Source organism: Streptomyces sp. NBC_00637 (genome assembly GCF_045161545.1).
Lineage (GTDB): Bacteria > Actinomycetota > Actinomycetes > Streptomycetales > Streptomycetaceae > Streptomyces.
In genome coordinates, this window is sequence record NZ_CP109046.1 from 6,047,835 (window position 1) to 6,073,453 (window position 25,619).

The following is a 25,619-nucleotide window of genomic DNA, read 5'->3' on the forward strand; positions in this document are numbered from 1 at the left end:
GGGGCGATGGGCCCGGTCCAGGAGCGAGGGAAGACACGTGGGACACGGGGACAGCGCCGAACAGTCGGTCCATCAGCTCTTCGCGGCGCACGCGGCCGAGACTCCCGAGGCCGTCGCCGTCGTCGACGGTCCGACCCGGTTGACCTACCGCGAACTGGACGAACGCGCGGAAGCCGTCGCCCGTCTCCTGACACCTGCCCGCCGCACCGCGCCCCCGTCCGACTCGGCCGGTACGGTCGAAGTCGTGATCGCCGTCCGGCTGCCGCGGAGTGCGGCGCTGGTGACGGCGCTCCTCGCCACGCTGAAGTCCGGCGCTGCCTACCTCCCGCTGGACCCCGGGCTGCCCGCGGAGCGCACCCGTCGCCTGCTGGAGTCGGCCGGCGCCCGGCTGCTGGTGACCGACAGCCGGCTCCTCCCCGGCCCGCCCCTAGGGGATCCGGAGTCCGGTGCCGTCCCCGTGCTCGACCTGGCCGACGCCCGCACGGCCCGGCCCGCCGACGGCGCCCGCCACGCCTCGCCGACCGTGTCGCCCCACGCCCTCGCCTATCTGATCCACACCTCGGGGTCCACCGGCCGCCCCAAGCCCGTCGCCGTGGAACACCACTCGCTGGCCCACCACGCCCTCGCCGCGCGGGACAGGTTCGGGCTCACCGCGGACGACCGGGTCCTCCAGTTCACCAACCCCGGCTTCGACGTGCTCGCCGAGGAGGTCTTCCCGACCCTGGCCGCGGGCGGCAGCGTCGTGGTGCTGCCCGACACCTCGGTGTCGCCCCTCGAACTGGAACAGTTCATCCGCGAGAACGGCGTCACGGTCGCCAACCTGCCCACGCCCTACTGGGACCAGTGGGGCGCCGACCTGGACCTCGGCCCCCGCGACCTGCCCCCCACCCTGCGGCTGCTGGTGGTCGGCAGCGACACCACCCACACCCGCTCGCTGGCCGCCTGGCGCCGGCACAGCCGGATCCCGGTGATCAACGCCTACGGGCTCACGGAGACCACCATCACCGCCACCACCGGGCGGTACCCGGCCGAGGCAGGCCTCCCGGACACGGCCACCCTGCCCATCGGCACCCCGCTGGGCGGCACCGAGGTACGTGTCCTCGACGCCGCGATGCGCCCGTGCCCGACGGGCGAGGCAGGCGAACTGTACGTGGGCGGCGCTTCGCCGGCCCGCGGTTACCACGGCCTCTCCGGCCTCACCGCCCGGCGTTTCGTACCGGACCCGTTCACCGACCGCCCCGGCGCGAGGCTCTACCGCACCGGTGACCTCGTACGGCAACTCGACGACGGCTCACTGGAGTTCCTCGGCCGCGGCGACCAGCAGGTGAAGATCCGCGGACACCGGGTCGAACCCGCCGAGGTCGAGGCCGTGCTCGCGGAACTCGACGGCGTACGTCGATGCGTCGTCGTCCCCTCCGGAACGGGCCCCGAGACCGCGCTCATCGCCTACGTCGTCGGCGACACGGACCGGGCCGCCCTGCGCGAGCGGGCCGGCCGGATCCTGCCCGTGTACCAGGTCCCGGCGGACTTCGTCCTGCTCGACGCCCTGCCCGTCACCGCCCAGGGCAAGGTGGACCGCCGTGCCCTGCCCGCCCCGGACGCCGGATCACGCGAGGGGTCCGGGCCCTCGGAACCGCCGCGAGGGCCGATCGAGGAACGCGTCGCCGCGCTGTGGAGCGAGGTGCTGGACGGCCCGGCCATCGGCAGGAACGACGACTTCCGCACGCTCGGCGGCAACTCGCTCGACGTGGTCCGGATCCTCGGACGGCTGCGCCACACCTTCGGCGTCCCGCTGACCACGAGGGAGTTCCTGCGGGCCGCCACCGTCGCCGGACTCGCGGCACTCCTGCGGGACGGCGGTGCCGAGGCGTCCGTCGCGCCGCTGCCCACCGTCTCCACGACCCCGGTGGCACCCGGCATCGTCTCGACCCACGAGCAACGCCTGTGGTTCCTCGACCAGTTGCACCGTGGCGCGGGCATCGCCTACAACGTCCCCGTCGCCCTGCGGCTGCGCGGTGAACTGGATCTTTCCGCGCTGCGGACGGCGTACCAGGAGACCGTCGACCGGCACCCCCGCCTGCGCACCTCCTTCGTCTCCCTCGACGGACGGATCACCGCCGAGGCCTCGGAGTCGGCGCCGGCGGACCTGCCGTTGGTCGATCTGTCGCACAGGCCGGACGCCGAAGCGGCGGCCCTCGCCCGTGCCGAACGCCTGGCCGGGGAGCACATCGACCTTGGACGCGGGCCGCTCGTGCGCGCGGAGCTGACCCGCGTGGCGGTGGACGACCACCTCCTCACCGTGGTCTTCCACCACCTGGTCGCGGACGGCCTGAGCGTGGACCTCTTCGACCGCGATCTGGCCGCCGCCTACGCGGCCCGCCGAACCGGAGCCGACCCGCGGCCGCCGACCGGCTCCCTCGGTTACGACCACTTCGCCCGGTGGCAGCGGGACGTCGCCGACTCACCCGCCGCCGACGCCGCCCTGGCCTACTGGCGCACCGGGCTGAGCGGCGCCCCCTTCGTCCTCGACCTGCCGACGGACCACCCCCGGCCGGCCGTGATGAGCTACCGGGGACGGCGGATCACCCGGGCCGCCCCGACCGGCCTGCTCCACGGCGTCCGCACCCTGGCCCGCGCCGAGGACACCACACCGTACTGCGTCGTGCTCACCGCCGTGGGGGCCGTCCTGAGCGAGGAGTGCGGGCAGCCCGAACTCCTCGTCGCCTCGCCGACGGCCGGCCGGCCGCACCCCGAGCTCGACGACGTGGTCGGCTTCTTCGTCAACACCGTGATCCTGCGCCTGCGCCGCACCGCCGGCACGACGTTCCGCGGCTGGCTCGGCGAGGTGCGCGAGACGGCCCTGGACGCCTTCGAGCACGAATACGTGGCGTTCGACCGCCTCACCGCCGAGTTCGCCCCGAGCCGGGACCTGTCCCGACCCCCGCTGGTCCAGTGTGCCCTCGCCTACCAGGGCGAACGTCGGCCGCAGGCACGTCTGGCGGGCCTGGACGCCACCCCGGTGCCGCTGGACAACGGCACCGCCAAGTTCGACCTCACGCTGGAGGTCGAGGAGGTCCACGGCCAGCTTGTCCTCACCGCCGAGTACAGCTCCGACCTGTTCGAGCCCGCCACGGTCGAACGCATCCTGGACCGCGTCACGGCCTGTCTGACGGCCGCGGTGGCCGCCCCCGACGCGGTCCTGCCGGCACTCGACGCCCCCGCGGCGGACCGGAACACCCCTCACCGCACAGGTGTGCATGGGGTGTTGGGTGGGGTGGTGGCTCGGTGTGGGGGTCGGGTGGCGGTGGGGGACGGGGTGCGGGAGTTGTCGTATGGGGAGTTGGACCGGTTGTCGTCGGTGGTGGCGGCGCGGTTGGTGGCGGCGGGTGCGGGGCGGGGGGTGTTGGTGGCTTTGGTGGGGGAGCGGGATGTGGATCTGGTGGTGGGGATGGTGGCGGTGTTGAAGTCGGGTGCGGGGTATGTGCCGTTGGATCCGGGTTTTCCGGTGGAGCGGTTGCGCGAGACGGTGGTGGATGCGGGTTGTCGGGTGGTGCTGGGCAAGCGGGCGTGGGCGGGGGTGCTGGACGGTGAGGGTGTTGTGGGGGGTGTGGGTGGGCCGGTGTTCGTGGGGCTGGATGATCCGGTGGGTGCGGTGGAGGCGGAGGCGGGTGCGCGGTGGGTGGGGGCGCCGGTGGTGGAGGGGGACACGGCGTATGTGATCTATACGTCGGGTTCGACGGGGCGGGCGAAGGGTGTGGTGGTGACGCACGGCAATGTGCTGGCGTTGTTCGCCGCGTGTGGTGAGGCGTTCGGGGGGTGGGGCGGGGACGAGGTGTGGTCGATGTTCCATTCGGCGGCGTTCGATTTCTCGGTGTGGGAGGTGTTCGGGGCGCTGTTGCGGGGGGGCCGGTTGCGGGTGGTGCCGTATGCGGTGACGCGGGATCCGGCGGCGATGTGGGAGTTGGTGTGCCGGGAGGGGGTGACGGTGCTGAGTCAGACGCCGACGGCGTTCACGCAGTTGGTGGCGGCGGCCGCGGCGCAGGGGTTCCCGGCCACGGCGCTGCGCACGGTCGTCTTCGGCGGGGAGGCCCTGCGGCCGGGCAGTTTGAAGGCGTGGAGTGCGGCGTACGGGTGGCGCGGGCCGCGGCTGGTGAACATGTACGGGATCACCGAGACGACCGTCCACGTCACCTACCGGCCCCTGACCGCCGCCGACCAGGACCAGGCGGTCAGCCCGATCGGAACCCCCCTGCCCGGCCTCACCATCACCCTCCACCCCACCACCGGCACCTCAGGCACCACCACCGACGACGGCGCCGGTGGTGGGGTGGAAGGTGCGGAGATGTTCGTCAGCGGGCCGCAGGTCGCCGCCGGATACCTCGGCCGGCCCGCACTGACCGCACAACGCTTCCTGCCCGACCCCGACGGCCCGCCCGGCAGCCGCCGCTACCGCACCGGCGACCTCGCCGCCACCAGCACCACCACCCACAACACCGCCCACAACACCGGCAGCACCGGCGACAACACCACCGGCGGCACCAGCACGGTGATCACCGCCGGTCACGACACTGAACTGCACTACCTCGGACGCACCGACCACCAGATCAAACTCCGCGGCTTCCGCATCGAACCCGCCGAGATCGAACGCGTCCTGCTCACCCACCCCGCCGTCCACGCCGCCACCGTCATCCTCAACCCCCACACCCCCCACCACCCCCAACTCGCCGCCTACACCGTCCTCACCACCCCCCACCACCACACCGACACCACCCTCACCGACCTACGCACCCACCTCACCCACCACCTCCCCACCCACATGATCCCCACCACCCTCACCCCCTCCCCGCCCTCCCCACCACCCCCAACGGCAAACTCGACCCCACCCGACTCCCCCCACCCACCACCACAACCCAACACCCCGCGCACAAGAGCGACTTGGCGGCACTGGGGGACTCGTCGGGGGAGCGGGCGCTGCGGGCCGTGTGGGCCGCCGTGCTCGGTGTGCCGGAGCACCGGATCGGGCCGGACGACAACTACTTCGCTCTCGGCGGCGACTCCATCACCGCGCTGCGGCTGATCGCGGAGGCGCGGACGGCCGGGGTGCCGCTCAGCCTGGAGCAGCTCTTCCTGCATCCGACGATCGGCGAACTGGCGGCGGCGATGGCCGACATCGAGGACCCTCGGGCCGCGGTGCCGGCCGAGGGTGCGTCGGCGACGGGCGCCGCGTCGACCGGCGTGTTCGCCGAACTCGACCCGGCCTTGGTGCCAGAGGGTGTCGAGGCGGCCTACCCGCTCGCGGATCTCCAGCTGGGCATCCTCTACCACGTCGAGTTGAGCGACGACTCGCGGCTCTACCGCGACCTCACCAGCGTGCGGGTCACCTCGGATTGGGACGAGGCCGCGCTGCGGGGGGCGCTGGACGCGCTGTGCGGGCGGCACGAGATCCTGCGGACCTCGTTCGATCTGGCCGAGTTCGACGAGCCGATGCAGCTGGTGCACCGCGTCGCCACCGTCCCGCTGGAGGTGGAGGAGGCGTTCGGGGTGCTGGACGAGCGCGAGCAGGAGGTTCGGCTGCGCGCCTGGTGGGACCGTGAGTCGGCCACGGCCTTCGACCTCGACGCCCCGCCGCTGCTGCGGGCCCACGTGGTGCGGTGGTCGGCGGACACGTTCCAGCTGTCGCTGTCGGTGCACCACGTACTGCTCGACGGGTGGAGTTTCGCGCGGTTCGCCACCGAACTGCTGGTGGAGTACGACAGCAGGCTCGGCTCCGGCGGCGGTGCCCTCGAACGGATGCCGCAGATCCGGTACCGGGATTTCGTGGCCGCCGAGCAGCGCCTCAGGGAGTCCCGGGAGGCCCGGGCGTTCTGGCGGGACCTGCTCGCCGGCGCCGAGCCGTTGTCCGTCCCGGAGGCCGACCGGGGTGACGGGGACGACGGGGACGACCGTGGGCAGGACCCGGCGACCCTGCTGCTGCTCCCGGCGGAGCTCACCGCCGGGGCCCGTCGGGTGGCGGACGAACTGGGGGTGCCGGTCAAAAGCGTCTATCTGGCGGCGCACTTGTGGGCGTTGGGCACCTGGCGGGGCGTGACCGACGTGGTGAGCGGACTGTGCGGCAACGGCCGGCCGGAGACGGAGGGCGCCGATCTGCTGCTCGGCCTCTTCCTGAACGTGCTGCCCGTGCGGATCGGGATCGCCGACGGCACCTGGGCCGACCTGGTACGTGCCGTGTTCGACGCCGAGCGGCAGCATCTGCCGTTCCGCGCCTACCCGTTGGCGCGCATCCAGCGTGACTTCGGACGGCCCCCGTTCGCCGTGATGTTCAACTACACCGACTTCCACGCCTCCGACGCGCTGCACGGGCTGCGTCACGTCACCGTGGACGGCTGGCGGTACGAGGACCGCACCAACTTCCCCGTCCTGGTCGAGGTGAACCGGCTCCAGGACGGGGAGGGCGTCGAGCTGAGCGTGCGGGTGGACCCGCACGAGACGTCCCCGGCCGGCGGGGCCCGGGTGGCGGAGCTGTTCGTCGAGGCACTCACCGCGCTGACGGGCGACGTCAAGCGCCCGGTGCCGAAGCCGAGTTGAAGAGCACGGCGGGACACACCGCCTCTCACCGGCACAGCAGTCAACACAACCGTACGAGGGAAGGCAAAGGCCTTGGTCATGGCTGAGAGCAAAGCGGTAGAGGAGCTGGCGGACATCGACCTGATCACGGACGCGTCCGGTGTTCCCACGGTCGGGGACAACATCGAGTTGCAGTCCCCGAGGTGGAGTTTCTCGGGGAACACGGCCGATCACTTCGACGAACACGTGTCCCGGAGCATCCCGGGGTACGAGGCGGGGCACGAGATCATCGCGCAGCTGTCCGACTTCTTCGTCACCCCGGGCAGTCGGGTGGCCGAGATCGGCTGCTCCACGGCGGCGCTCACCGCCAAGCTGGCCGTGCGCCACCGGGAAGCGGATGTGAAGTTCTTCGGCATCGACATCGTGCCGGAGATGGTGGCGCAGGCGCGTCAGCGCTGTGTGGAGCTGCCCAACGTCAACATCGAGCTCGGCGACGCCCTCCGGGTGGACTACAGCGACTGCAGCTTGGTGATCATGTACTACACGCTTCAGTTCGTACCGATCTGGAAGCGTCCGGCGCTGATCAAGCGGATCTGCTCGGAGATGCTGCCGGGGGGTGCGCTGATCCTCTTCGAGAAGACCCGCTCGCCCGAGGCGCGGATGCAGGACATGTTCAACCAGTGCTACGAGGAGTACAAGCAGACCAAGGGCTTCACGGCGGACGAGATCCTGGGCAAGTCACGCAGCCTCAGGTCGGTGCTGGAGCCGTTCACCACCGAGGAGAACATGCGTCTGCTGTCGGAGGCGGGCTTCGCCTCTCCTCAACTGGTCCAGAAGCAGATGGCGTTCGAGGGCATCATCGGGGTGAAATCCGTTCTCGGGTCCTGAGTGAAGTGAAAGGTGATCGGCTGTGCAGTATCGACGTTTTGGCCGGCTCGGTTGGCAGGTCGGCGAGGTCGGCTACGGAATGTGGGGCATCGCCGGTGGGGAGGGCGGCTGGACGGGGGCGGACGACGACGCGGGAAGTGAATCCCTGCGGGAGAGCGTCCGGCTCGGCTGCAATTTCTTCGACACGGCGTGGATCTACGGGCGCGGGCACAGTGAGGAATTGCTCGGGAAGCTGCTGAAGGAGAACTCGGGAAATCCCGGGAATCGGTGCTACGTCGCCACGAAGATTCCTCCGAAGGACCGGAACTGGCCGTCGACCCGGGAGTCGAGACTCGTCGACGTCTTTCCCGGGGACCACATAATCGAGTACGCCCACAAGAGCCTGGCGAACCTCGGCGTGGAGACGATCGACCTGCTCCAGTTCCATGTCTGGGAGGACTCCTGGGCCGACGACGAGCGGTGGCAGGAGCCGATCCGGCGGCTCAAGGACGAGGGGCTCGTGCAGGGCGTCGGCATCAGCGTCAACCGCTGGGAGCCCGAGAACGTCCTGAAGACGCTCGACACCGGCCTGATCGACGCCGTCCAGGTCATCCACAACATCTTCGACCAGGCGCCCGAGGACGAGCTGTTCTCCGCCTGCCAGGATCTGGACGTGGCCGTGATCTGCCGGGTGCCGTTCGACGAGGGCACACTCACCGGGACACTCACGCACGAGTCGACCTGGCCCGAGGGCGACTGGCGCAACTCGTACTTCGTACCGGAGAACCTGCACGCCAGCGTGGAGCGGGCGGAGCGGCTGAAGCGGGTGGTGCCGGACGGTATGACCCTGCCCGAACTGGCCCTGCGGTTCATCCTGCGCCATCCGGCGGTCGCGACGGTGATCCCCGGGATGCGTAGCGTCGCGCACGTCCGGGCCAACCTCGGGGTCAGCGGCGCGCAGCCGTTGCCGGACGATCTCGTCGCGGAGCTGCGGCGGCACCGCTGGGACCGTACGCCGACGGCCTGGTCCCAGTAGACGCGGAAGAGGGCCGGCCCACAGCGGGCCGGCCCTCTTCGCGTCCGGGTCGTCCGGGTCAGGGCCTGGCGGCCGTCACCGGCTCCAGCTGCCAGTGGTGGCCGCCGCCCGAGAAGCGGGTCTGGCGTGCCGTGCCGGGTGCGGCGGGCAGCCCGGTGAGCCGCTGGACGGTGACGTTCCCCTTGTACAGCTCCACTTCGACGGTGCCGCCGACACCCGCCGCGAGAGTGTCGGCCGCCGCGGCCGCCGCCCTGCCGTACGGGTCGTGGAAGCGGCCCTCGTACACGGCCACGCCGAGCGCCGCGGACAGGCTCTTCAGCAGTCCCGTCGCGGGCTTGTCGAGTCCGACCTGGTACAGCGCGGTGAGGCAGTGGCTGAGCAGGTCGAGCCCCGGCGCCTCGTACACGCCACGGCATTTGGTGCCGTTGACCCGGTTCTCGACGACGGTCCGCATCGACAGACCGTGGCGTCCGCCGGCGGCGTTGGCGCTCAGCACCGCGTCGAGCGGGGACACCGGACGGCCGTCGATCTCCACGGGACGGCCCTGTTCGAAGCGCACCGTGAACGTCTCGGCCGTATCGGGCGCCTCGTGCGGCCAGCGTGTCAGCAGAGGGCGCAGGCCGGTCGGCGGCGTGCTCAGCGATTCGAGGGCGTCGCTCTCGTGCGAGAAGCCCGCCATGCTGCCGTCCACCGAGTACGTGGCCCAGTCGGTGAGCCGTTCGGGGAAGCCCACCTCGGCGAGGTAGGCGGACATGGAGCCGCGGTCGGGGAAGCGTTCCAGCATCCACGGCGTGGTCCACGGCGTGAACACCGGCAGGTCGGGCACCAGGGCGGCGCCGTACCGGGCGAAGCGCGCCTGGTCGTTGCCGCCGCCGACACAGCCGTGGGCGAGGACGGTGCGCTCGTCGGCGCGCAGGGCCTCGGCCAGGCCGGCGACGAGGACCGCACGGGAGGCGCCGGTGGTGTTCCAGTACCCGCCCTCGTAGCTCGCCTGGTACGTGACCAGGTCGAGCGCCATCTCCGCCATGTCCGTGCGCAGGTCGACGGTGTGCGCCTTCAGCCCCATGCGGGCGAGAACCGAGGTCAGTTCGCCGGCGGGCATCGGTGTCTCCTGGCCGATGTCCGCCACGTAGCAGACGGTGTCGACACCCTTTTCCGTGAGCCAGGCCGCCACGGCGGTGGACGAGAGCCCACCCGACACCAGGAGACCCACCCGCTGATTTTTCAGGTCATTCAGTTCCATAATGCAGTTCAACCCCCTGTGGAAATGCGCTGCCAATCAATCAGCTCAGTCAAGCATTCCGTATGTACAAGTAATCGAGTAAGCGCCAGGGTTACATGTTCCGTAATCGCTGGACGGTACCCGGAGCGCGGGCATGCGATTAGCGTGAGTGGCCATGCCGGGGATTCGCTCAACGAAGGGGCGTTGGACTTTGAATAGCGCGTCGCGGGCTCAAGTGCAGGGAAATGCGGGGCGCTCGGTCGCCTATCCCGTGGACCGGACCGTGCTCCAGCTGTTCCAGGACCGGGCCCGGGCCGTCCCCGACGCGCCGGCCGTCACCTTCGGCGGCCGCACGCTCTCGTACCGCGAACTCGACCAACGGGCCAACGATCTGGCGGAGCGCCTCGGCCGACTCGGCGTCCGGCGGGGCGACTTCGTGCCGCTGGCGGTGGACGGCGGACTGGAGCTGCCCCTCGCCATGATCGCGGCCATGAAGCTCGCGGCGCCCTTCGTGCCCATCGACGACACCGCGCCGGCCGACCGGGTCACGCGGATGATCGAGACCCTGGACGCCAAGGTGGTGGTGCGCTCGCGCACCGGCCGCCCCCTGCCGCTGGACGTACCCTCGGTGCACGTCGACGTCACCGCACTGCGGGACCGGCCGACGCCGCCGGTGACGGCACCGGCCGGCCTCGACGACCTCGTGTACGGGTTCTACACCTCCGGTTCGACCGGCGTGCCGAAGTGCACCCTCAACATCCACCGCGGGCTGCTCAACCGCTTCACCTACATGAGCCGCCACCTCAGCGACCGCCCGGACGAGGTGGTGCTCCAGAACAGCCGGCACCAGTTCGACTCCTCTCTGTGGCAGCTGCTGTGGCCGCTCACCACCGGAAGCCAGGTCGTCATCCCCGAACGCTCCGGGATCCTGGACCTGGCCGCCACCCTCGACGTGATCGACCGCCATGCCGTGACCACCACCGACTTCGTGCCGTCGATCTTCAACACGCTCGTGGAACTGCTGCGGGTCCAGCCCGAGTCGGCCGACCGGCTGCGCTCGCTGCGCCGGCTGCTGATCGGCGGGGAGGAGATGACGGCGGACAGCGTGCAGACCTTCCGGTCCCTGCTGCCCGGCGTCGCGATCGTCAACACGTACGGGCCGACGGAGGCGTCCATCGGCTCGGTCTTCCACGTGGTGACCGACGCCGACCACGACCCGATGCCCATCGGCCTCCCCATCGACAACACCTACGCGGTGATCGTCGACGAGCGGATGGAACCCGTCGCGCCCGGTGAGACCGGTGAGATCTGCATCGGTGGCGAGTGTCTGGGCCTGGGCTATCTGAAGGACGCGAGGAAGACCGCGGCCGCGTTCGTCGGCAACCCCTTTCCGGAGATCCCCGGCACGCGCCTGTACCGCACCGGCGACCTGGGACACCGGCGGCCGGACGGGCTGCTCCAGTTCGTCGGGCGCCGGGACCAGCAGGTCAAGATCGGCGGCGTACGCATCGAGCTGACCGAGGTCGAGGCCGGGCTGCTGAGCCACCCTCGGGTGCGTGAGGCCAAGGTCGTCGTGCACGAGAGCCAGGAGAACCGGTCCCTGGTCGCCTTCGTGACCGTGCGCCCCGCCGAACCCGACGGCGGCGCGCCGCACGCCGAAGCCGATGCCCAGGCCCTGCGGGCGCACGCCCGCGAGGTGCTGCCGGCGCCCCTGGTACCGCGCCGTTTCCTCGTCCTGGACAAGCTGCCGCTCACCCCCAACGGCAAGGCGGACCGCAGGGAACTCGCCCGGATGGCCGGAGCGACGGCGGTCCGTGAGCCGGCCACGGCCGGCGAGGGCGGCGTCGCTCCGGGCGGGACGGAGGCCGCGGTGCTGGCCGCGTGGCTCGATCTGCTGCCGGTCGGCACGGTCGGACCGGACGACGACTTCTTCGACCTCGGCGGCGACTCGCTCTCCGCGCAGCGGCTCGCCGTCATGCTGACCGAACGGTTCCGGCGCCGGGTCTCGGTGCGGGACGTGTTCGAACGGCCGACGCTCGCCGGACAGGCCGCCCACCTCGAAGGCGCCTTCGAGGCCGGTCCCGGCGACCCCGGCCCGGCCGGCCCGCCCCAACCGCCCCACGAGCAGTACGACACGGACGGCGAGCTGCCCGAGGACATCCGGGTGAGCGCGGCGGTCGAGGTACTCGCCGGGCAGGCCCCGCGCAGCGTTCTGCTCACCGGAGCGACCGGCTTCATCGGCGGTCATCTGCTGCACGATCTGCTGACCGGAACATCGCTGACGGTGCACTGCCTGGTCCGGGCCGCCGACGAGCGCACCGCCCGGCAGCGCGTCGTCGCCAACCTGACGCACTACCAGCTGTGGGACGAGCGGTTCGCCGACCGGATCAGCGCCGTCCCGGGCGACCTCGGTCGGCCCCGGCTGGGCCTGGAGGAGACGGCCTACCGGCGGCTGGCCGGGGAGATCGACACCGTCGTCCACAACGGGGCCATGGTCAACCTCGCCCGCAGCTACCGGGCGCACCGGACCACCAATGTGCTGGGCACCGTCGAGATCCTCCGGCTGGCCACCACCCGCCGGCTCAAGGCCGTGCACTTCATCTCGACGCTCGGGGTGTTCCCCGCGGCCGCCCCCGGCGCCGGCCGGTGCCTCGAGGGCCCGGTGGGAAGCGAGCGCCCGCCGTCCGACGGCTACACCCGGTCCAAGTGGGTCGCCGAGCGGCTGGTCGCCCAGGCCGCCGAACGGGGCGTGCCCACGGTGGTCCACCGGTTCGGCGAGGTGATGCCCCACTCGCGGCACGGCGTTCCGAGCCGCTACGGCCTGCCCGACCTGCTGGTGAGGGCCTGTCTGCGCACCGGAATGTGGTTCCCCAGCCCGATCGTCACCGACTACACACCGGTGGACTACGTGAGCGGTCTGGTGGTGGCGGCCGTCGCGGGCGGCGAGCGCGGCTGGTTCCACACCGTCCAGCCGCGCGCCGTGAGCCTCGACGAGCTGATGGCGGTCTTCCGGGAGGAGTTCCGGCTCGCCGAGGTGCCGTACCGGACCTTCTGGGAGACGGTGCGCCGCACGGCGGTCGAGGAGCCCGACAACCACGGACTCGCGAGTGTCCTCGCGCTGATCCCTGAACCCGCCGACAGCGACGCGGGCGAGGTGCTGGTCAAGGAGACCCTGGCCGGGCTCTTCCGGGACGACCCCGCGGCCTTCTCCAGCACGCACGCCACCGCGCTGGCGGCCCGCGCCGGACTCGACTGGCCGCCCGTCGGCGCCGCCGTCCTCCACCGGTACGCCCTGTACTACCGCTCCGCGGCCGGCGCCGCCACGCTCGTCGGCGACCGCCCGGCCCCGTCCGAGGCCGTGATGGGCGAGTGACGGACGGCAGGAACGCCGAGCCGGTGACACCCGGGGAGACCGACGCGGCGCGTCGCGGCGCCACGGTGTGGCTCACCGGCCTGCCGAGCGCGGGCAAGACCACCCTCGCCCGTGCGCTGGCCGAACGGCTGCGCGGCACGGGCCACCGGGTGGAGGTGCTCGACGGCGACGAACTCCGCGCGTTCCTCTCCGCGGACCTGGGGTTCACCCGCGCGGACCGGGACCGCCACGTCCGGCGCGTCGGCTTCGTCGCCGAACTCCTCGCGTCCCACGGCGTCAAGGCCGTCGTCCCCGTCATCGCGCCCTACGCCGACAGCCGCCAGGCGGTCCGTGAGCGCCACGAGCGGCACGGCACCCCCTATCTGGAGGTCCACGTCGCCACCCCGGTGGAGGTCTGCTCGACCCGGGACGTCAAAGGCCTCTACGCCCGGCAGGCCGCCGGTGAGCTGACCGGACTGACCGGAGTGGACGACCCGTACCAGCCGCCCGAGACGCCCGACCTGCGGATCCGGACACACGACCGAGGCGTCGAGGACTGCGCCGCGGCGCTGCACGCGCTGCTCGGCGAAAGGGGACTGGCATGACGATCGCTCCCGAGCGGGCCGAAGCGGTCCGCCCGCCCGGCGCGCTGTCGCACCTGGACACGCTGGAGTCCGAGGCGGTGCACATCCTCCGGGAGGCGGTGGGGGAGTTCGAGCGGCCGGTGATGCTGTTCTCCGGCGGCAAGGACTCCGCCGTCATGCTGCACCTGGCACGGAAGGCGTTCGCCCCCGCCGCGGTCCCCTTCGGCCTGCTGCACATCGACACCGGGCACAACTTCCCCGAGGTCCTGGAGTACCGCGACCGCACGGTGGCCGCGCACGGACTGCGGCTGCGCGTGGCACGTGTACAGGACTACCTCGACGACGGGCGGCTGCGCGAGCGCGCGGACGGCACCCGCAACCCGCTCCAGACCGTGCCGCTGCTCGACGCGATCGGCGCGGGGCGCCACGACGTGGTCTTCGGCGGCGGGCGGCGCGACGAGGAGAAGGCCCGCGCCAAGGAGCGGGTCTTCAGCCTGCGCGACGAGTTCGGAGCCTGGGATCCCCGCCGCCAGCGCCCGGAGCTGTGGCAGCTCTACAACGGCCGGCACACCCCTGGCGAGCACGTCCGGGTGTTCCCGCTGTCCAACTGGACCGAACTGGACGTGTGGCAGTACATCGCCCGGGAGCACGTCGACCTCCCCGTCCTGTACTACGCCCACGAACGCGACGTCTTCGCCCGCGACGGCATGTGGCTGACCGCGGGCGAGTGGGGCGGACCCGGGGCCGGCGAGAGCGTCGAGCGCCGACTGGTCCGTTACCGCACCGTGGGCGACATGTCGTGCACCGGAGCCGTGGACTCCGGCGCGGGCACGATCGCCCAGGTCATCGCGGAGATCGGCGGCAGCCGGGTCACCGAACGAGGGGCCTCGCGCGCCGACGACCGGCTGTCCGAGGCCGCGATGGAAGACCGTAAACGCGAGGGGTACTTCTGATGACCGCAACCGTCGAGATCCCGGCGGCCACGCTGCTGCGCTTCGCCACCGCCGGGTCCGTGGACGACGGCAAGTCCACGCTGGTCGGGCGGCTGCTGCACGACTCCAAGTCGGTACTCGCCGACCAGTTGGAGGCGGTCGAGCACGCCTCCCGGCGGCGCGGCCTGGCGGATCCGGACCTGGCGCTGCTGACCGACGGGCTGCGAGCCGAACGCGAACAGGGCATCACCATCGACGTCGCCCACCGCTACTTCGCCACACCGGCGCGGCGGTTCATCCTGGCCGACACCCCCGGGCACGTGCAGTACACCCGCAACATGGTCACCGGCGCCTCGACCGCCGACCTGACCGTGATCCTCGTCGACGCCCGCAACGGCGTGGTCGAGCAGACCCGCCGCCATGCCGCGGTCGCCGCCCTGCTGCGCGTCCCGCACTGCGTGCTGGCCGTCAACAAGATGGACCTGGTCGACCACGCCGAAGCCGTCTTCCGGGCGATCACCGAGGAGTTCGCCGCCTACGCCGCGTCGCTCGGCGTCCGTGACGTCACCGCCATCCCGGTGTCCGCGCTGACCGGGGAGAACGTGGTCGACCGGTCCGCCGCGATGGACTGGTACGACGGCCCCACCGTGCTCCAACATCTGGAGCGCGTGCCGGCCGGCCCCGCACCCACCGAAGCCCCGGCCCGTTTCCCCGTGCAGTACGTCATCCGCCCGGGCACCGCGCGGCACCCCGACTACCGCGGTTACGCCGGACGGATCGCCTCCGGTGTGCTGCGCGTGGGCGACCCGGTCACGGTGCTGCCCTCCGGCGCGACCAGCACCGTCAGCGGCATCGACGCCCTCGGGACGAGCGTCGAGCAGGCCTCGGCGCCGCAGTCGGTCACCGTGCTGCTCGCCGACGACCTCGACATCTCCCGCGGCGACCTCATCGCGCCGACCGCCGGGGCGCCCGCGATCACCCACGACATCCGGGCCACCGTCTGCCACCTCCACGAACGGCCCCTGCGCGAGGGCGACCGGGTCCTGCTCAAGCACGGTTCGCGCACCGTGCGGGCGGTCGTCCGGCAGCTGCCGCACCGCGTCGACCTCAGCGAAGGCCTGGCCCGGGAACCCGACCCCGCGGCACTCGACGTCAACGACATCGGCGCCGTCGTGCTCCGCACCGCCGAGCCCCTCCCGCTCGACACCTACGCCGAGTCCCGCCTCACCGGCTCCTTCATCCTCATCGATCCCGAGGACGGCAGCACGCTCACCGCGGGCATGGTGGGTGAGGCCTTCCCGCCTCACGACACCCCCGCCTCCTGATACTGCCCCAGATACCGGAACGCCCCGTCCGTGGCCCGGAACAGGAACATCGCGTCGTGGTTGTAGCCGTAGCCCTGCTCGTACTCGACGGTCCGGGTGATGCCGGAATACGTGGTCTCGGGCAGCCGGCGGGCGATCGCTCCCCGTTCCGTCACCGCCGCGCCGTCCTTGGTGCAGGCGTCCGCCAGGAACATCACGGCGTCGAAGGCCTCCGCCGCGTACCAGCCGGGGCCGGTGCCGTAGCGGGCGCGGTAGGCCTTGGTGAAGGCGCGGGCCGAGGTGCGGGCCGTCGGGTCGGTGAAGGAGGTCGCGAAGACCCAGCCGGTCGCGGCGGCGCCTGCCGAGGTGAGGAACCGTGGGGCGAAGGCGCGTTCCGTCGCCATGCGGGTTCCGGTGAACCCGGCGGTGCTCAGCGCCGACGCGATGCCGGCGGCCCGGGCCGCGTCGCCGGTGAAGAGGACAGCGTCCGCGCGGGCGGACATCACCGCGGCGGCGAGCGACGTGTAGTCGGCCTTCCCGGCGGCGACGGTGGTCACCGTGGCGCCCCGGCCGCCCTGCTTCAGGGCCTGTTCGGTCTGTTTGCACAGCGCCCAGGAGAAGTCGCCCTGGACCCGGTCGTCCACGAGGAACACCTTGCGCGCGTCGACGTGGTGGGTGAGGTAGCTCGTACAGGGGGCGGCGAGCAGCGGGTCCGTGACGCGCAGGGCCGCGTGGGAGTGGTGGAACTGGTTCTCGTCGATCGTCCTGCTCCGTGTGTCGACGCCCACCGACACGGAGACGACGGGCATCGCCGCCTCGGTGTAGGTGACCTCGCTCGCCAGGAAGCAGGCGTCGGTGGTGGGGCCGAGGACGGCGCGGACGGCGGCGTCCTTCGCCAGGCGGCCGGCCAGCTGATCGGCCCGTTTCGGGTCGCCGCCGTCGTCGTAGGGGAGCAGCTTCAGCCGGAAGGGGTGGCGGCCCTTGGCGTTGATCTGCTCGACGGCCAGCCGGGTCCCGTCGAGTTGGGCGTTCCCGAGCTCCTTGCGGGCTCCGGTCAGGTCGCCGTGGAACGCCACGACCAGGTCGGGACGCGCAGTCGCGTCGGGCGGAGAGGCACCAGCCCCCCTCTCCGGGCGGGTGCTCCACCACCAGGCCCCGCCACCGCCGGCCGCCAGGACGCCGGCCGTCGAACCGAGGCGCAGGAAGCCGCGGCGGTTGACGGTGGGGGTGGGAGGCCGGGGGGCGGAGACGGCCGTCAGTGTCGCGGCTTCCGGGGACACCGTGCTCGCCGCCGCGGGCGCGGGCACCTGGGTCGGCTCGATCGCGCCGAGGGTGAGGACGGCGGCGGAACGGTCGTTGATGAGCCGGACGACCTGCGCGGGCAGCCAGCCCGACCGTTCGGCGGAGTCGGTCGCCGCCTCCTCCCCGAGGGCCTCGCGCAGGTGGGCGAGGGTGGGCCGGTCGGCCGGATCCTTGCCCAGACAGGCTCGCAGCAGGGACGCCAGGCCGTCCGGGATCGCGGCCGGATCCGGATCCTCGTAGACCGTGCGCAGCAGCATGCCCGCGGCCCCGCCGCCGCCGAACGGGCGGACCCCCGTCGCGGCGAACGCCAGCACGCACCCCAGCGAGAACACATCGCTGGGCGGGCCGATCTCGCCGCCCCGCGCCCGCGCCTGCTCGGGCGACAGGAAACCGGGCGAGCCGACGATCACGCCGCTGGAGGTGAGCGCGGTGGCCTCCGGCGCGCGGGCGATGCCGAAGTCGATGAGCCGTGGCCCGTCCGGGGCCAGCAGGATGTTCCCCGGCTTCACGTCGCGATGCACGAGGCCGGCTCCGTGCACCGCGTCGAGTGCCTCGGCGAGCCGCAGGCCCAGCACCCGCGCGGAGGCGAGCGACAGCGGCCCGAAGGTGTCCACCGCCTCGCCGAGCGAGGGCCCCGGCACGTACGAGGTCGCCAGCCACGGTGTCTCCGCGTCGGCGTCCGCGTCCAGCAACGGGACCACCCAGGGGCTGCGAACCTGCCGGGCGGCCTCGACCTCGCGGCGGAAACGAGCCCGGAAACCGCTCTCGTCGGCGTACGAGGACCGGACCGCCTTCACCGCGGCGATCGCTCCGCCCGGCGCGCGGGCCAGGAAGACCACGCCCATGCCACCGGCGCCCAGCCGCCGCAGCAGACGGTAGCGGCCGATCCGGGACGGGTCGCCGGTGCGCAGCGGCTCCATCAGACGGTGAGCGGAGCGGGGCCGTCGTACACGAAGTCGCCCTGCTCGACCCGCCAGAGGAAACCGCCGGTGCCGTCGATGACCATCAGCCCGGTGCGGGCCATCTTGCCGGTCTGCTCGAAGGCGAACGCCTTCGTGATGCCCTCGTACTTCCCCGTCCGCACGGTCTCGAGCAGGTTCGCCCGGGTGCGCTTCTTCGCCGGCAGCCCGGACAGCGCCTTCAGCAGCATCCCGGTCACGTCGTACGCCTCAGCCGCGTACCGGGGTGGTGCCTCCTTGAAGCGCGTGCGGTAGGCGGCGGCGAACTTCGCGCCCTCGGGCTTGCGGGCCGGGTCGACGACCGGGGCCACCATCACCCAGCCGTCGGCGGCCTCCTGAGCTCCGGTCAGGAACCGTCCGTCCAGCAGGGCCGGGCCGGACACGCGCGCGCCCCGGAAGGCGCGTTGCCGCAGCGTCGCGGCGATCAGCGCGCCCCGGTCGGGCAGCCCGGCGAAGAACACGGAGTCCGCGCCCGCGGAGAGCACCGCGTCCACCGCGGTGCCGAAGTCGTGGCGCATCGCGCTGACCACTTCCGGCACCGCCGGCTGCTGTGCGTTGCTGAGCTGAGTACTGAGGGAAGTACCGAGATCTGTGCCGTAGTTGCCTGCCGGACGGTCGACGACCAGCCCGACCTTCTGCGAACGGGCGGTTCCGCGCAGGTAGTTGCTCATGTAGAGGGCGAGCACCGAGTCGGGCAGCCGCCCGAGCAGGAACGAGCGGAATCCCTGGATGACGAGGCTGATACTCCCGGGGGACACGGCGACGACCGGCACGAGCCCGGCGTCGTACTTGGCCAGCGCCGCCTGTGCGGTCGCGTCGGTGGTCGGGCCGACCACGGCGAGGACCGCCGGGTCGTCCGCGAGTTCCTCGGCGAGCCGGGCCGAGGCCGCCGGATCGCCCCCGTCGTCGACGGCCCTGACCTTCACGGTGAAGGGGGCGTCGTCGCGCGCGTTGAACTCGGCGACGGCCAGGCGCAGTCCGCGTTCCTGGGCCCTGCCCGTCTCCCGTTGCGGTCCGCTGAGGTCGCCGTGCAGTGCGACGGTGTGCACCGGGCGGCGCGAGGACGCGGCGGCGGGGCTGTCGTCTCCGGGACCGCCGTCCCGGGAGACCGCCCACCAGACTCCGCCCCCGGCCGCGGCCAGCGCCACGGCCCCACCCGCGAGCAGGAGGAAACGGCGCCGGTCGGCCGGGCGGGCGTCCTGCGGACCGGGCTCCGCCGGGTCGGTGGCCGCCCCGGCGCCGGCCACGGCGTCGGCCGGCGCCTCCGCGTCGGACGCCACCCGCGCGTCCGAAGGGACCTGTCCGTCCGAGGAGGCCCGTTCGTCCGAGGAGGCCTGTTCGCCCGAGGAGAGCTGTCCGTCCGTAGGGGCCTGTGTGCCGGAAGCGAGTTGCGCGCCGGAAGTGACCTGGGTGTGCTCGATGTCCGGCAGCGCGAGCGCGGCGGCCGATCGCTCGGCTATCAGCCGGGTGACCGGCTCGGGCAGCCAGTCGGACGCTCGGTTGTCCCGCCGCCCGTCCCGGGGCGCGCCCTCGCCGATAGCCGGGCGATCGCCCTCGGCCGTCAGTTCCCGGGCCAGCTCGCCGGCATCGGGCCGTCGGGAAGGATCCTTCTCCAGGCAGCGCTCCAGTACCTCCCGCAGCCCCACCGGCACCCCGTCGAGGTCCGCCGGATCGTGCACGGCCCGGAAGAGCAGGGCGTCGACCGCTCCGCTGCCGAACGGCGCCCGGCCGGTCGCCGCGAAGGCCAGGACACACCCGAGGGAGAACACATCGCTCGGCGGGCCGATGCCGTCCCCGCGACCCGCGGCCTGCTCGGGCGACAGATAGCCGGGCGTGCCGACCACCATCCCGGTCGCCGTGAGCGTCCTGTCCTCCGGGGCCCGGGCGATGCCGAAGTCGATGAGCCGCGGCCCGTCATGGGCGATCAGCACATTGCCCGGCTTCAGATCCCGGTGCACCAGCCCCGCCCGGTGCACCTCGCCCAGCGCCTCGGCCAGCCGGGCGCCGAGCAGCCGCAGCCCGCGCTCCGTCAGCGGCCCGTACGCGGTGACCGCCTCGCCCAGCGACGGGCCGGGGACGAACGCCGTGGCCAGCCACGGCGATTCGGCGTCCGCGTCGGCGTCCACCAGCGGCACCACCCAGGGACTGTCGACCCGCCGGGCGACCTCCACCTCGCGGCGGAACCGCTCCTTGAAATCCGGCTCCTCGGCGTACTCGGCGAGCAGCACCTTCAGCGCCACCAGGGCGCCGCCCGGCGTGCGGGCCAGGTACACCACGCCCATGCCTCCGGCACCGAGCCGCCCGAGCAGGCGGTGCTCCGCGATGTGCGCGGGATCCGACGAACGCAGTGACTCCATCAGCTCTTCCCTCCGAGCTCGAACTCCACCCGGCTGAGCATCGTGGCGGTCGCCTGCGACGCGAACGTGTTCAACTCGGTGTCCGTGTAGCCCTTCGCACCCTTCACCGACACCGCCAGGGTCACGGTGCCGAGCCGGGTGACGAACCAGAAGTACGACTGCTCGCTGCTCCCGGCGAGATAGGAACCTATTTCCACGACCTGGTCGTCGGCGTAGGTGTTGTTTCCCTGGCCGTAGGGAGTGCCGGTCGACATGAGCCCGGATATCCGCTCGTCGCTACGGACCTGCTGCTCCCGGCAGCGCAACGGCTCCTCCAGCGTGGTGGACAGCTGGTCGTCGGCATCGAGCACCGTGGCGTGCACGGTGACCGCCGCGGTCACCTTGACCTCTCCCTTGCCCGCGGCGCCCGGCAGTTCGCTGTAGCGGGACAGTGAGGCGAGGACACCGCGGGGCGGGCTCTTGCGCTCCCACCGGCACTGATCGTCCAGTACGGCCACGGTGCCCGGGGTACTCTCGGCCGGCTGCTGGGCCCTGAAGTCCGCACCCCACGCCCCCGGTTGAAGCGCGACCGCCGCCGCCAGTGCCTCGGCCTGACGCTTCGTCGTGGGCACCTTGGCGGCATCCGCCTGGAACGGCGTCAGTGACGAGGTGTCACCTCCCCCCGACGCGGCGGGGGAGGACGAGGCGGCGGCCCCGGACGCCGCGGGGGTCGCGGAACGCGTGGATGCCGAGGGGCTCGGCCCGGCGCCCTTGTCGTCGTCTCCGGCACCGCAACCGCCCAGCACCACGGCCGCCGCGGCCACCGACGCACCGACCTGCCACGGCCAAGCCGCCCTGCGTCTACCAGCGTTGTCGTCCATCCACGCCCCCTCCGCCTACGGCCCCCGCCTCGCGTGCGGTGATCGTACAGAGGGACGCGCGGAGCGGGCGGACGGTTCGTCGAAGAGGGGGCGACCGGAATCAGCGGACGTCGGCCGCGGCCTCACCGGCAGGCCCCGCCGACTACGCCGATCACCGCTGCGCCGATTACCGCTGCGCCGACCGATCCGCCACACGTCCGGCCGTCGGCCCCACCGACCGTTCCGCCACCCGCGCCAGCTGCCCCGCGAACACCGCCTCCGCCTCCGGAGTCAGCGTGCGCAGCGCCACCAACGCCGTGATGGCCACGTCGCACAGTTCGCCCTGCACGTCCTCCCACGTGTGGCTGACGCCCTTGCGGGGGTTCTGGCCGGTCGCGCCGATGACCGCCTGCGCGACCTCGCCGACCTCTTCCGACAGCTTCAGCACGCGCAGCAGCAGACCCTCGCGGCCGCGGTGCGCCGAGTTGGCGTCCAGCCAGGTCCACAGGGCATCGACGGTGGCCCAGAGATCGGTGGGGCCGGTGACCTCGGGTGCGGTGGGGTCGGCGACCTGGGTTTCAGCGGGGTCGGCGGACTCGGTTGAGGTGGGGTCGGCGACCTCGGGTTCGGGGGGTGCGGACCTGGAGGGCCGGGGGCGGGTGCTCATGGAAGAAGCGTGTCAGGTCGGACCCGGCCCCCGACAGCTCACGGGCGGCGCACCAGCAGCTCACCGGCGGCCCACCTCCAGCTCACGGGCCGCTTCCCGTACCCCCCCGGGCTCACTCCTCGAACAGCGCCTCCTGCTCCCCCTCTTCCTGCCGGCGCAGCCGCTTGGTCCGCATGCCGACGACCACCGCCGTGACCGCCGCCGTCGCTCCGAGCGCCACCGGGACCATCCAGCGCCGGTCGACCGTGTGGCCGAGGACGTGGTCGAGGGAGAGGCGGCCCGGGCCGGTGACGGCGAGGCCCGCGGCGGCCAGGCCCAGGGAGGCCGCGTGCTCGTAGCCGCCGCTCTGGGCGAAGAAGCCGTTGGGGACGTGCACCGCGGACGCGCCCGCCATCGCGCCGGCCGCCGCCGCGCCCGCCGCCGGGGTGGCCAGGCCCAGGGCCAGCAGCGTGCCGCCGCCGGCCTCCGCCAGGCCCGCCGCCGTCGCACTGGCCTTGCCGGGCGCGTAGCCGACGGACTCCATGAACTGGCCGGTGCCCTCCAGGCCGTGTCCGCCGAACCAGCCGAACAGCTTCTGTGCGCCGTGGGCCGCCAGCACTCCGCCGGTGCCGAGGCGGAGCAGCAGCAGTCCCAGATCACGACGGTCGTAACAGGTCACGGTGACTCCCTGAGCAGAGAACTGCGGACGTGAGCGGGCAGAAAAGGTCGGGAACGGTCCCCTCCGCGTTTCCACCGTCGCATCACTCACACCCGTCCGGCCCGTCCTGAACGCCGTTCGGGTGGCGGGGCCCGGACCTCGGTGTGAGGGTGGCCCGTATGGCGATCCAGATCGACAGACTCAGCGACCCGGCCGTGCGGGCCTTCGTCGCCGCCGTCAACGCCCACGACGAGGAGGCGTTCCGCAGCCTGCTCACCCCCGACGCGACCATGGCGGACGACGGCTCCGACCGTGATCTCGCCCAGTGGACCGACCGGGAGATCTTCTCCTCCCACGGCCACATGGACGTCACCAAGGAATCGGCCGGCGGGCGCGCCCTGATCGCCGACTACCGCAACGACACCTGGGGCGAGATGCGCACCAGGTGGAGCTTCGTGGTCGAGGACGACGGCCGGATCTCCCGCTTCGAGACCGGTCAGGCGTAGCGGGGGCACGGCCGAGGGGCCGTTCATCGCCGGGCAGGCGGTCAACGGCCCCTCGTAGTACGGAAGTTCCGCAGTGGTTTCCGCAGTGGGTTCCTCGGTGAGCTCTTCGGTGAGTCCTGAGGGAGTTCCTCGGGAGTCCTTCAGGAGTGGGCGGCCGCCTGTTCCGTCAGGGTGAGCCGGCCCGCCTTGATGGTGGCGAGGCGCGGGGCCCGGCGGGCGATGGACGAGTCGTGGGTGACCATGATGAAGGTCAGCCCGTACTCGTGCCACAGCCCTTCGAGCACCTCCATGATCTCGTCGCGCATGCCCTCGTCGAGGTTGCCGGTGGGCTCGTCGGCGAGCAGCACCTTCGGCTTCTTGACCAGCGCGCGGGCGATCGCCACGCGCTGCTGCTGGCCGCCGGACAGCTCGGCCGGGGCGTGCGTGAGACGCTCGCCCAGGCCGACCGAGCGCAGGGCCTCCGCCGCGCGCTCGCGCCGCTCCGCGGGCTTCACCCCGAGCGGGACGAGGGCCGTCTCGACGTTCTCCTGTGCGGTCAGCGTCGGGATCAGGTTGAACGACTGGAAGATGATGCCGATCTTCTCGGCGCGCAGCCGGGTCAGCTTCGCCTCGCTGATGCGCGCGAGGTCGACGCCGTCCAGCTCGACGCTGCCCTCGGTCGGCCGGTCGAGGCCGCCGATCATCTGGAGCAGCGTCGACTTGCCGCCGCCCGTGGGGCCCTGGATGACGAGCTGGTCGCCTTGCGCGATCGTGAGGTCGATGCCGCGCAGCGCCTCGATCGTCTCCTTGCCGCGCGTGTAGCGCTTGGTGACGCCGGTGAGGTTGTACATGGGGTCTCCGGGTTCTCCGTGCTCTCCGGGCTCTCCGTGACGGAGGTGACGGGGGCGACGGAACGTGACGGGATGTGACGACTGGTCGGGGCGTGTCTAGGAGACGCTGCGCAGGGCGTCCGCGGGACGCATCCGGGAGGCGCGCCAGCCGCCCATCGCGCCGGCGATCAGGCCGCCGGCGATCGCCAGGCCCACCGCGAGCGCGATGGTGGTGACGGAGACGGGAGCCGAGAGGGCGATCTCCATCGTGTTCGAGGCCGACTGCCGGCCGGGACCGCCGCCACCCGGGCCGCCGCCCGCGCCGCCGCCGGTGTTGCCGAGCTCGGCGGTCAGCTTCGGGCTGATCGCGGTCACGGTGTACGCGGCCGCCAGGCCCAGGCCGATGCCGAGGGCGCCGCCGAGGAGACCGTTGACCATGGACTCGCCGACGACCTGCCGGGTCACCCGGCGGCTCGGCCAGCCGAGTGCCTTCAGGGTGCCGAACTCGCGCACCCGGCGGGACACGGCCGAGGAGGTGAGCAGCGCGGCCACCAGGAACGCGGCGACGAGGACGGCGATCGAGAGCCACTTGCCGACGCTGGTCGCCAGGTTGGAGGCGGTGGAGAGGGAGCCGGAGACCGTCTCGGCCAGGTCGGCGGAGGTGGTGACCGTCGTACCGGAGATGTTCTTCGTGATCGTCGCCTTGACGGTGTCGATCTGCTGGGAGTCGGTCGCCTTGACGTAGATCGTGGTGACCTGGGCCGCCGCGTCGCCGAGGGTCTGCGCCTGCTTCAGCGGCAGGTAGACGTCCGTGGTGGAGTCGCTGCTGTCGGGGGTGGCGATACCGATGATCTTGTACTTGGTGCTGGAGATCGTCAGCGTCGAGCCGACCTTGTACGAGTTCTCCTTGGCGTACGACTTGCTGACGACGGCGACCTTGGCGTCGGTCTGCGCCGAGGTGAACGTGACACCCGAGGTGATCTTGGAGCCGGCCAGCGGTCCGAGGTCCTGGTTGGTGACGTCGACACCGGCCACGGAGTACGAGTTGACGTCGAAGGAGGCGCCGCCGCCCTGTACCTTCGGGGCCGCCGTGGAGCCGCCGCCGTTGCCGCCGGGGCCGCCCTGGCCGCTGTTGCCGCTGCTTCCGCTGGAGCTCTCCGCCTTGCCCTGGGTGAAGGAGCCGTCGACCTTGGTGACGTTCAGGGTGAGGGCGCCGACCGCGGCCTCCACACCCTTCTGGTCGGCGACCTGCGTGACGAGCGCGGCCTTGAGGGCCTGGCCGCCCTGCGTCGTCACCCGGTCCGAACTCTGCTGCGAGTCGTCGTCGTCATCGGCCGAGGCGTCGAACTCGAATCTGGGGCCACCCGAACTGTTGGCCGTGGGTGCCGTGCGGGCCTTGGTGACCGTCATGTCGGTACCGAGGCCGTACAGCGACTGAAGGACCTTGTCCTGAGCCTGTGTCATGCCGGCCGACACCGAGTTGACGGTGATGACCAGCGCGATTCCGAGCGCCAGACCCAGTGCGATGACCAGGGCGGCCTTCTTGCGCCGGCCCAGTTCACGCTTGAGATAGATGCCAAACATCCCGTTCCCTAAGGTTCTTGGCGCCCGCTGTGGGCGCGGCCACAACTTAGGAAGAAACCTTTGAGTCATCCTGAGTAAAAGATGTGTAAGGACTGAGA

At 72.2% G+C, this 25,619-nt stretch carries 17 protein-coding genes; 9 read left to right on the forward strand and 8 right to left on the reverse strand.

Going from position 1 to position 25,619, the window contains the following annotated elements; translation table 11 throughout:
• Positions 1-37: 37 nt before the first annotated feature.
• From OG440_RS26510 to OG440_RS26525, 4 genes are all read left to right on the forward strand, one after another.
• The gene (locus OG440_RS26510) at positions 38-5,077 is read left to right on the forward strand and encodes an amino acid adenylation domain-containing protein (protein WP_406009280.1); all 5,040 of its coding nucleotides are present in this window, start codon (positions 38-40) and stop codon (positions 5,075-5,077) included.
• A complete protein-coding gene (locus tag OG440_RS26515) occupies positions 5,002-6,585 on the forward strand; it encodes a condensation domain-containing protein (RefSeq protein WP_406011467.1) in 1,584 nt (527 codons plus the stop codon). Before OG440_RS26510 ends, OG440_RS26515 begins: the two co-directional genes overlap by 76 nt.
• Positions 6,586-6,663: 78 nt before the next feature.
• Positions 6,664-7,452: a methyltransferase domain-containing protein gene (locus tag OG440_RS26520; RefSeq protein WP_406009281.1), complete on the forward strand. Its 789-nt coding sequence runs from the start codon at positions 6,664-6,666 to the stop codon at positions 7,450-7,452.
• A 22-nt stretch (positions 7,453-7,474) separates the two neighbouring features.
• Complete coding sequence (locus tag OG440_RS26525) at positions 7,475-8,467, forward strand: aldo/keto reductase (protein WP_406009282.1); 993 nt, start codon at positions 7,475-7,477, stop codon at positions 8,465-8,467.
• 58 nt (positions 8,468-8,525) lie between these two features.
• Here OG440_RS26525 and OG440_RS26530 read toward each other — a convergent pair whose 3' ends face one another.
• Positions 8,526-9,680 (reverse strand): argininosuccinate synthase domain-containing protein, encoded by a 1,155-nt coding sequence (locus OG440_RS26530; RefSeq protein ID WP_406009283.1) that lies wholly within the window; start codon positions 9,678-9,680, stop codon positions 8,526-8,528.
• A gap of 292 nt (positions 9,681-9,972) precedes the next feature.
• On the opposite strand from OG440_RS26530, the gene OG440_RS26535 reads away from it, so the two are divergent.
• The 4 genes from OG440_RS26535 to OG440_RS26550 are packed head-to-tail and all read left to right on the forward strand — an operon-like array spanning position 9,973 to position 15,882.
• Complete coding sequence (locus OG440_RS26535; protein WP_406009284.1) at positions 9,973-13,062, forward strand: amino acid adenylation domain-containing protein; 3,090 nt, start codon at positions 9,973-9,975, stop codon at positions 13,060-13,062.
• Positions 13,059-13,646 carry an adenylyl-sulfate kinase gene (gene cysC, locus OG440_RS26540; protein ID WP_406009285.1) on the forward strand — a complete coding sequence of 196 codons (588 nt, stop codon included), beginning with the start codon at positions 13,059-13,061 and terminating at the stop codon, positions 13,644-13,646. The genes OG440_RS26535 and cysC overlap by 4 nt, the downstream gene beginning before the upstream one ends.
• Entirely contained in the window at positions 13,643-14,578 is a 936-nt protein-coding gene (gene cysD / locus OG440_RS26545; protein WP_406009286.1) for a sulfate adenylyltransferase subunit CysD, read from the forward strand. The genes cysC and cysD overlap by 4 nt, the downstream gene beginning before the upstream one ends.
• The gene (locus OG440_RS26550) at positions 14,578-15,882 is read left to right on the forward strand and encodes a sulfate adenylyltransferase subunit 1 (RefSeq protein ID WP_406009287.1); all 1,305 of its coding nucleotides are present in this window, start codon (positions 14,578-14,580) and stop codon (positions 15,880-15,882) included. Before cysD ends, OG440_RS26550 begins: the two co-directional genes overlap by 1 nt.
• Here OG440_RS26550 and OG440_RS26555 read toward each other — a convergent pair.
• From OG440_RS26555 to OG440_RS26575, 5 genes are all read right to left on the reverse strand, one after another.
• Positions 15,861-18,083 (reverse strand): bifunctional serine/threonine-protein kinase/ABC transporter substrate-binding protein, encoded by a 2,223-nt coding sequence (locus OG440_RS26555; RefSeq protein WP_406009288.1) that lies wholly within the window; start codon positions 18,081-18,083, stop codon positions 15,861-15,863. The two genes, OG440_RS26550 and OG440_RS26555, sit on opposite strands and share 22 nt — an antisense overlap.
• A complete protein-coding gene (locus OG440_RS26560; protein WP_406009289.1) occupies positions 18,083-20,479 on the reverse strand; it encodes a bifunctional serine/threonine-protein kinase/ABC transporter substrate-binding protein in 2,397 nt (798 codons plus the stop codon). The genes OG440_RS26555 and OG440_RS26560 overlap by 1 nt, the downstream gene beginning before the upstream one ends.
• Positions 20,479-21,339: a hypothetical protein gene (locus OG440_RS26565; RefSeq protein WP_406009290.1), complete on the reverse strand. Its 861-nt coding sequence runs from the start codon at positions 21,337-21,339 to the stop codon at positions 20,479-20,481. Before OG440_RS26565 ends, OG440_RS26560 begins: the two co-directional genes overlap by 1 nt.
• 166 nt (positions 21,340-21,505) lie before the next feature.
• A complete protein-coding gene (locus OG440_RS26570) occupies positions 21,506-21,985 on the reverse strand; it encodes a MazG-like family protein (protein WP_406009291.1) in 480 nt (159 codons plus the stop codon).
• A 112-nt stretch (positions 21,986-22,097) separates the two neighbouring features.
• Positions 22,098-22,643 carry a DoxX family membrane protein gene (locus tag OG440_RS26575; protein ID WP_406009292.1) on the reverse strand — a complete coding sequence of 182 codons (546 nt, stop codon included), beginning with the start codon at positions 22,641-22,643 and terminating at the stop codon, positions 22,098-22,100.
• Positions 22,644-22,801: 158 nt separating this feature from the next.
• Here OG440_RS26575 and OG440_RS26580 point away from each other — a divergent pair, with 158 nt between their 5' ends.
• The gene (locus tag OG440_RS26580; RefSeq protein ID WP_406009293.1) at positions 22,802-23,128 is read left to right on the forward strand and encodes a nuclear transport factor 2 family protein; all 327 of its coding nucleotides are present in this window, start codon (positions 22,802-22,804) and stop codon (positions 23,126-23,128) included.
• Between the two features lie 140 nt (positions 23,129-23,268).
• On the opposite strand, the gene OG440_RS26585 is transcribed toward OG440_RS26580, so the two are convergent.
• Both OG440_RS26585 and OG440_RS26590 read right to left on the reverse strand, forming a co-directional pair.
• Positions 23,269-23,958 (reverse strand): ABC transporter ATP-binding protein, encoded by a 690-nt coding sequence (locus tag OG440_RS26585; RefSeq protein WP_406009294.1) that lies wholly within the window; start codon positions 23,956-23,958, stop codon positions 23,269-23,271.
• A 96-nt stretch (positions 23,959-24,054) separates the two neighbouring features.
• Entirely contained in the window at positions 24,055-25,521 is a 1,467-nt protein-coding gene (locus tag OG440_RS26590) for an ABC transporter permease (protein WP_406009295.1), read from the reverse strand.
• Positions 25,522-25,619 lie beyond the last annotated feature (98 nt).

Bases quoted from the DNA above. Each gene is read 5' to 3' on its own strand.
- OG440_RS26520 (WP_406009281.1), top strand. From the start codon at position 6,664: ATGGCTGAGAGCAAAGCGGTAGAGGAGCTGGCGGACATCGACCTGATC.
- OG440_RS26555 (WP_406009288.1), bottom strand. From the start codon at position 18,083: ATGGAGCCGCTGCGCACCGGCGACCCGTCCCGGATCGGCCGCTACCGT.
- OG440_RS26565 (WP_406009290.1), bottom strand. From the start codon at position 21,339: ATGGACGACAACGCTGGTAGACGCAGGGCGGCTTGGCCGTGGCAGGTC.
- OG440_RS26560 (WP_406009289.1), bottom strand. From the start codon at position 20,479: ATGGAGTCACTGCGTTCGTCGGATCCCGCGCACATCGCGGAGCACCGC.
- OG440_RS26580 (WP_406009293.1), top strand. From the start codon at position 22,802: ATGGCGATCCAGATCGACAGACTCAGCGACCCGGCCGTGCGGGCCTTC.
- cysD (WP_406009286.1), top strand. From the start codon at position 13,643: ATGACGATCGCTCCCGAGCGGGCCGAAGCGGTCCGCCCGCCCGGCGCG.
- OG440_RS26590 (WP_406009295.1), bottom strand. From the start codon at position 25,521: ATGTTTGGCATCTATCTCAAGCGTGAACTGGGCCGGCGCAAGAAGGCC.
- OG440_RS26585 (WP_406009294.1), bottom strand. From the start codon at position 23,958: ATGTACAACCTCACCGGCGTCACCAAGCGCTACACGCGCGGCAAGGAG.
- OG440_RS26570 (WP_406009291.1), bottom strand. From the start codon at position 21,985: ATGAGCACCCGCCCCCGGCCCTCCAGGTCCGCACCCCCCGAACCCGAG.
- OG440_RS26550 (WP_406009287.1), top strand. From the start codon at position 14,578: ATGACCGCAACCGTCGAGATCCCGGCGGCCACGCTGCTGCGCTTCGCC.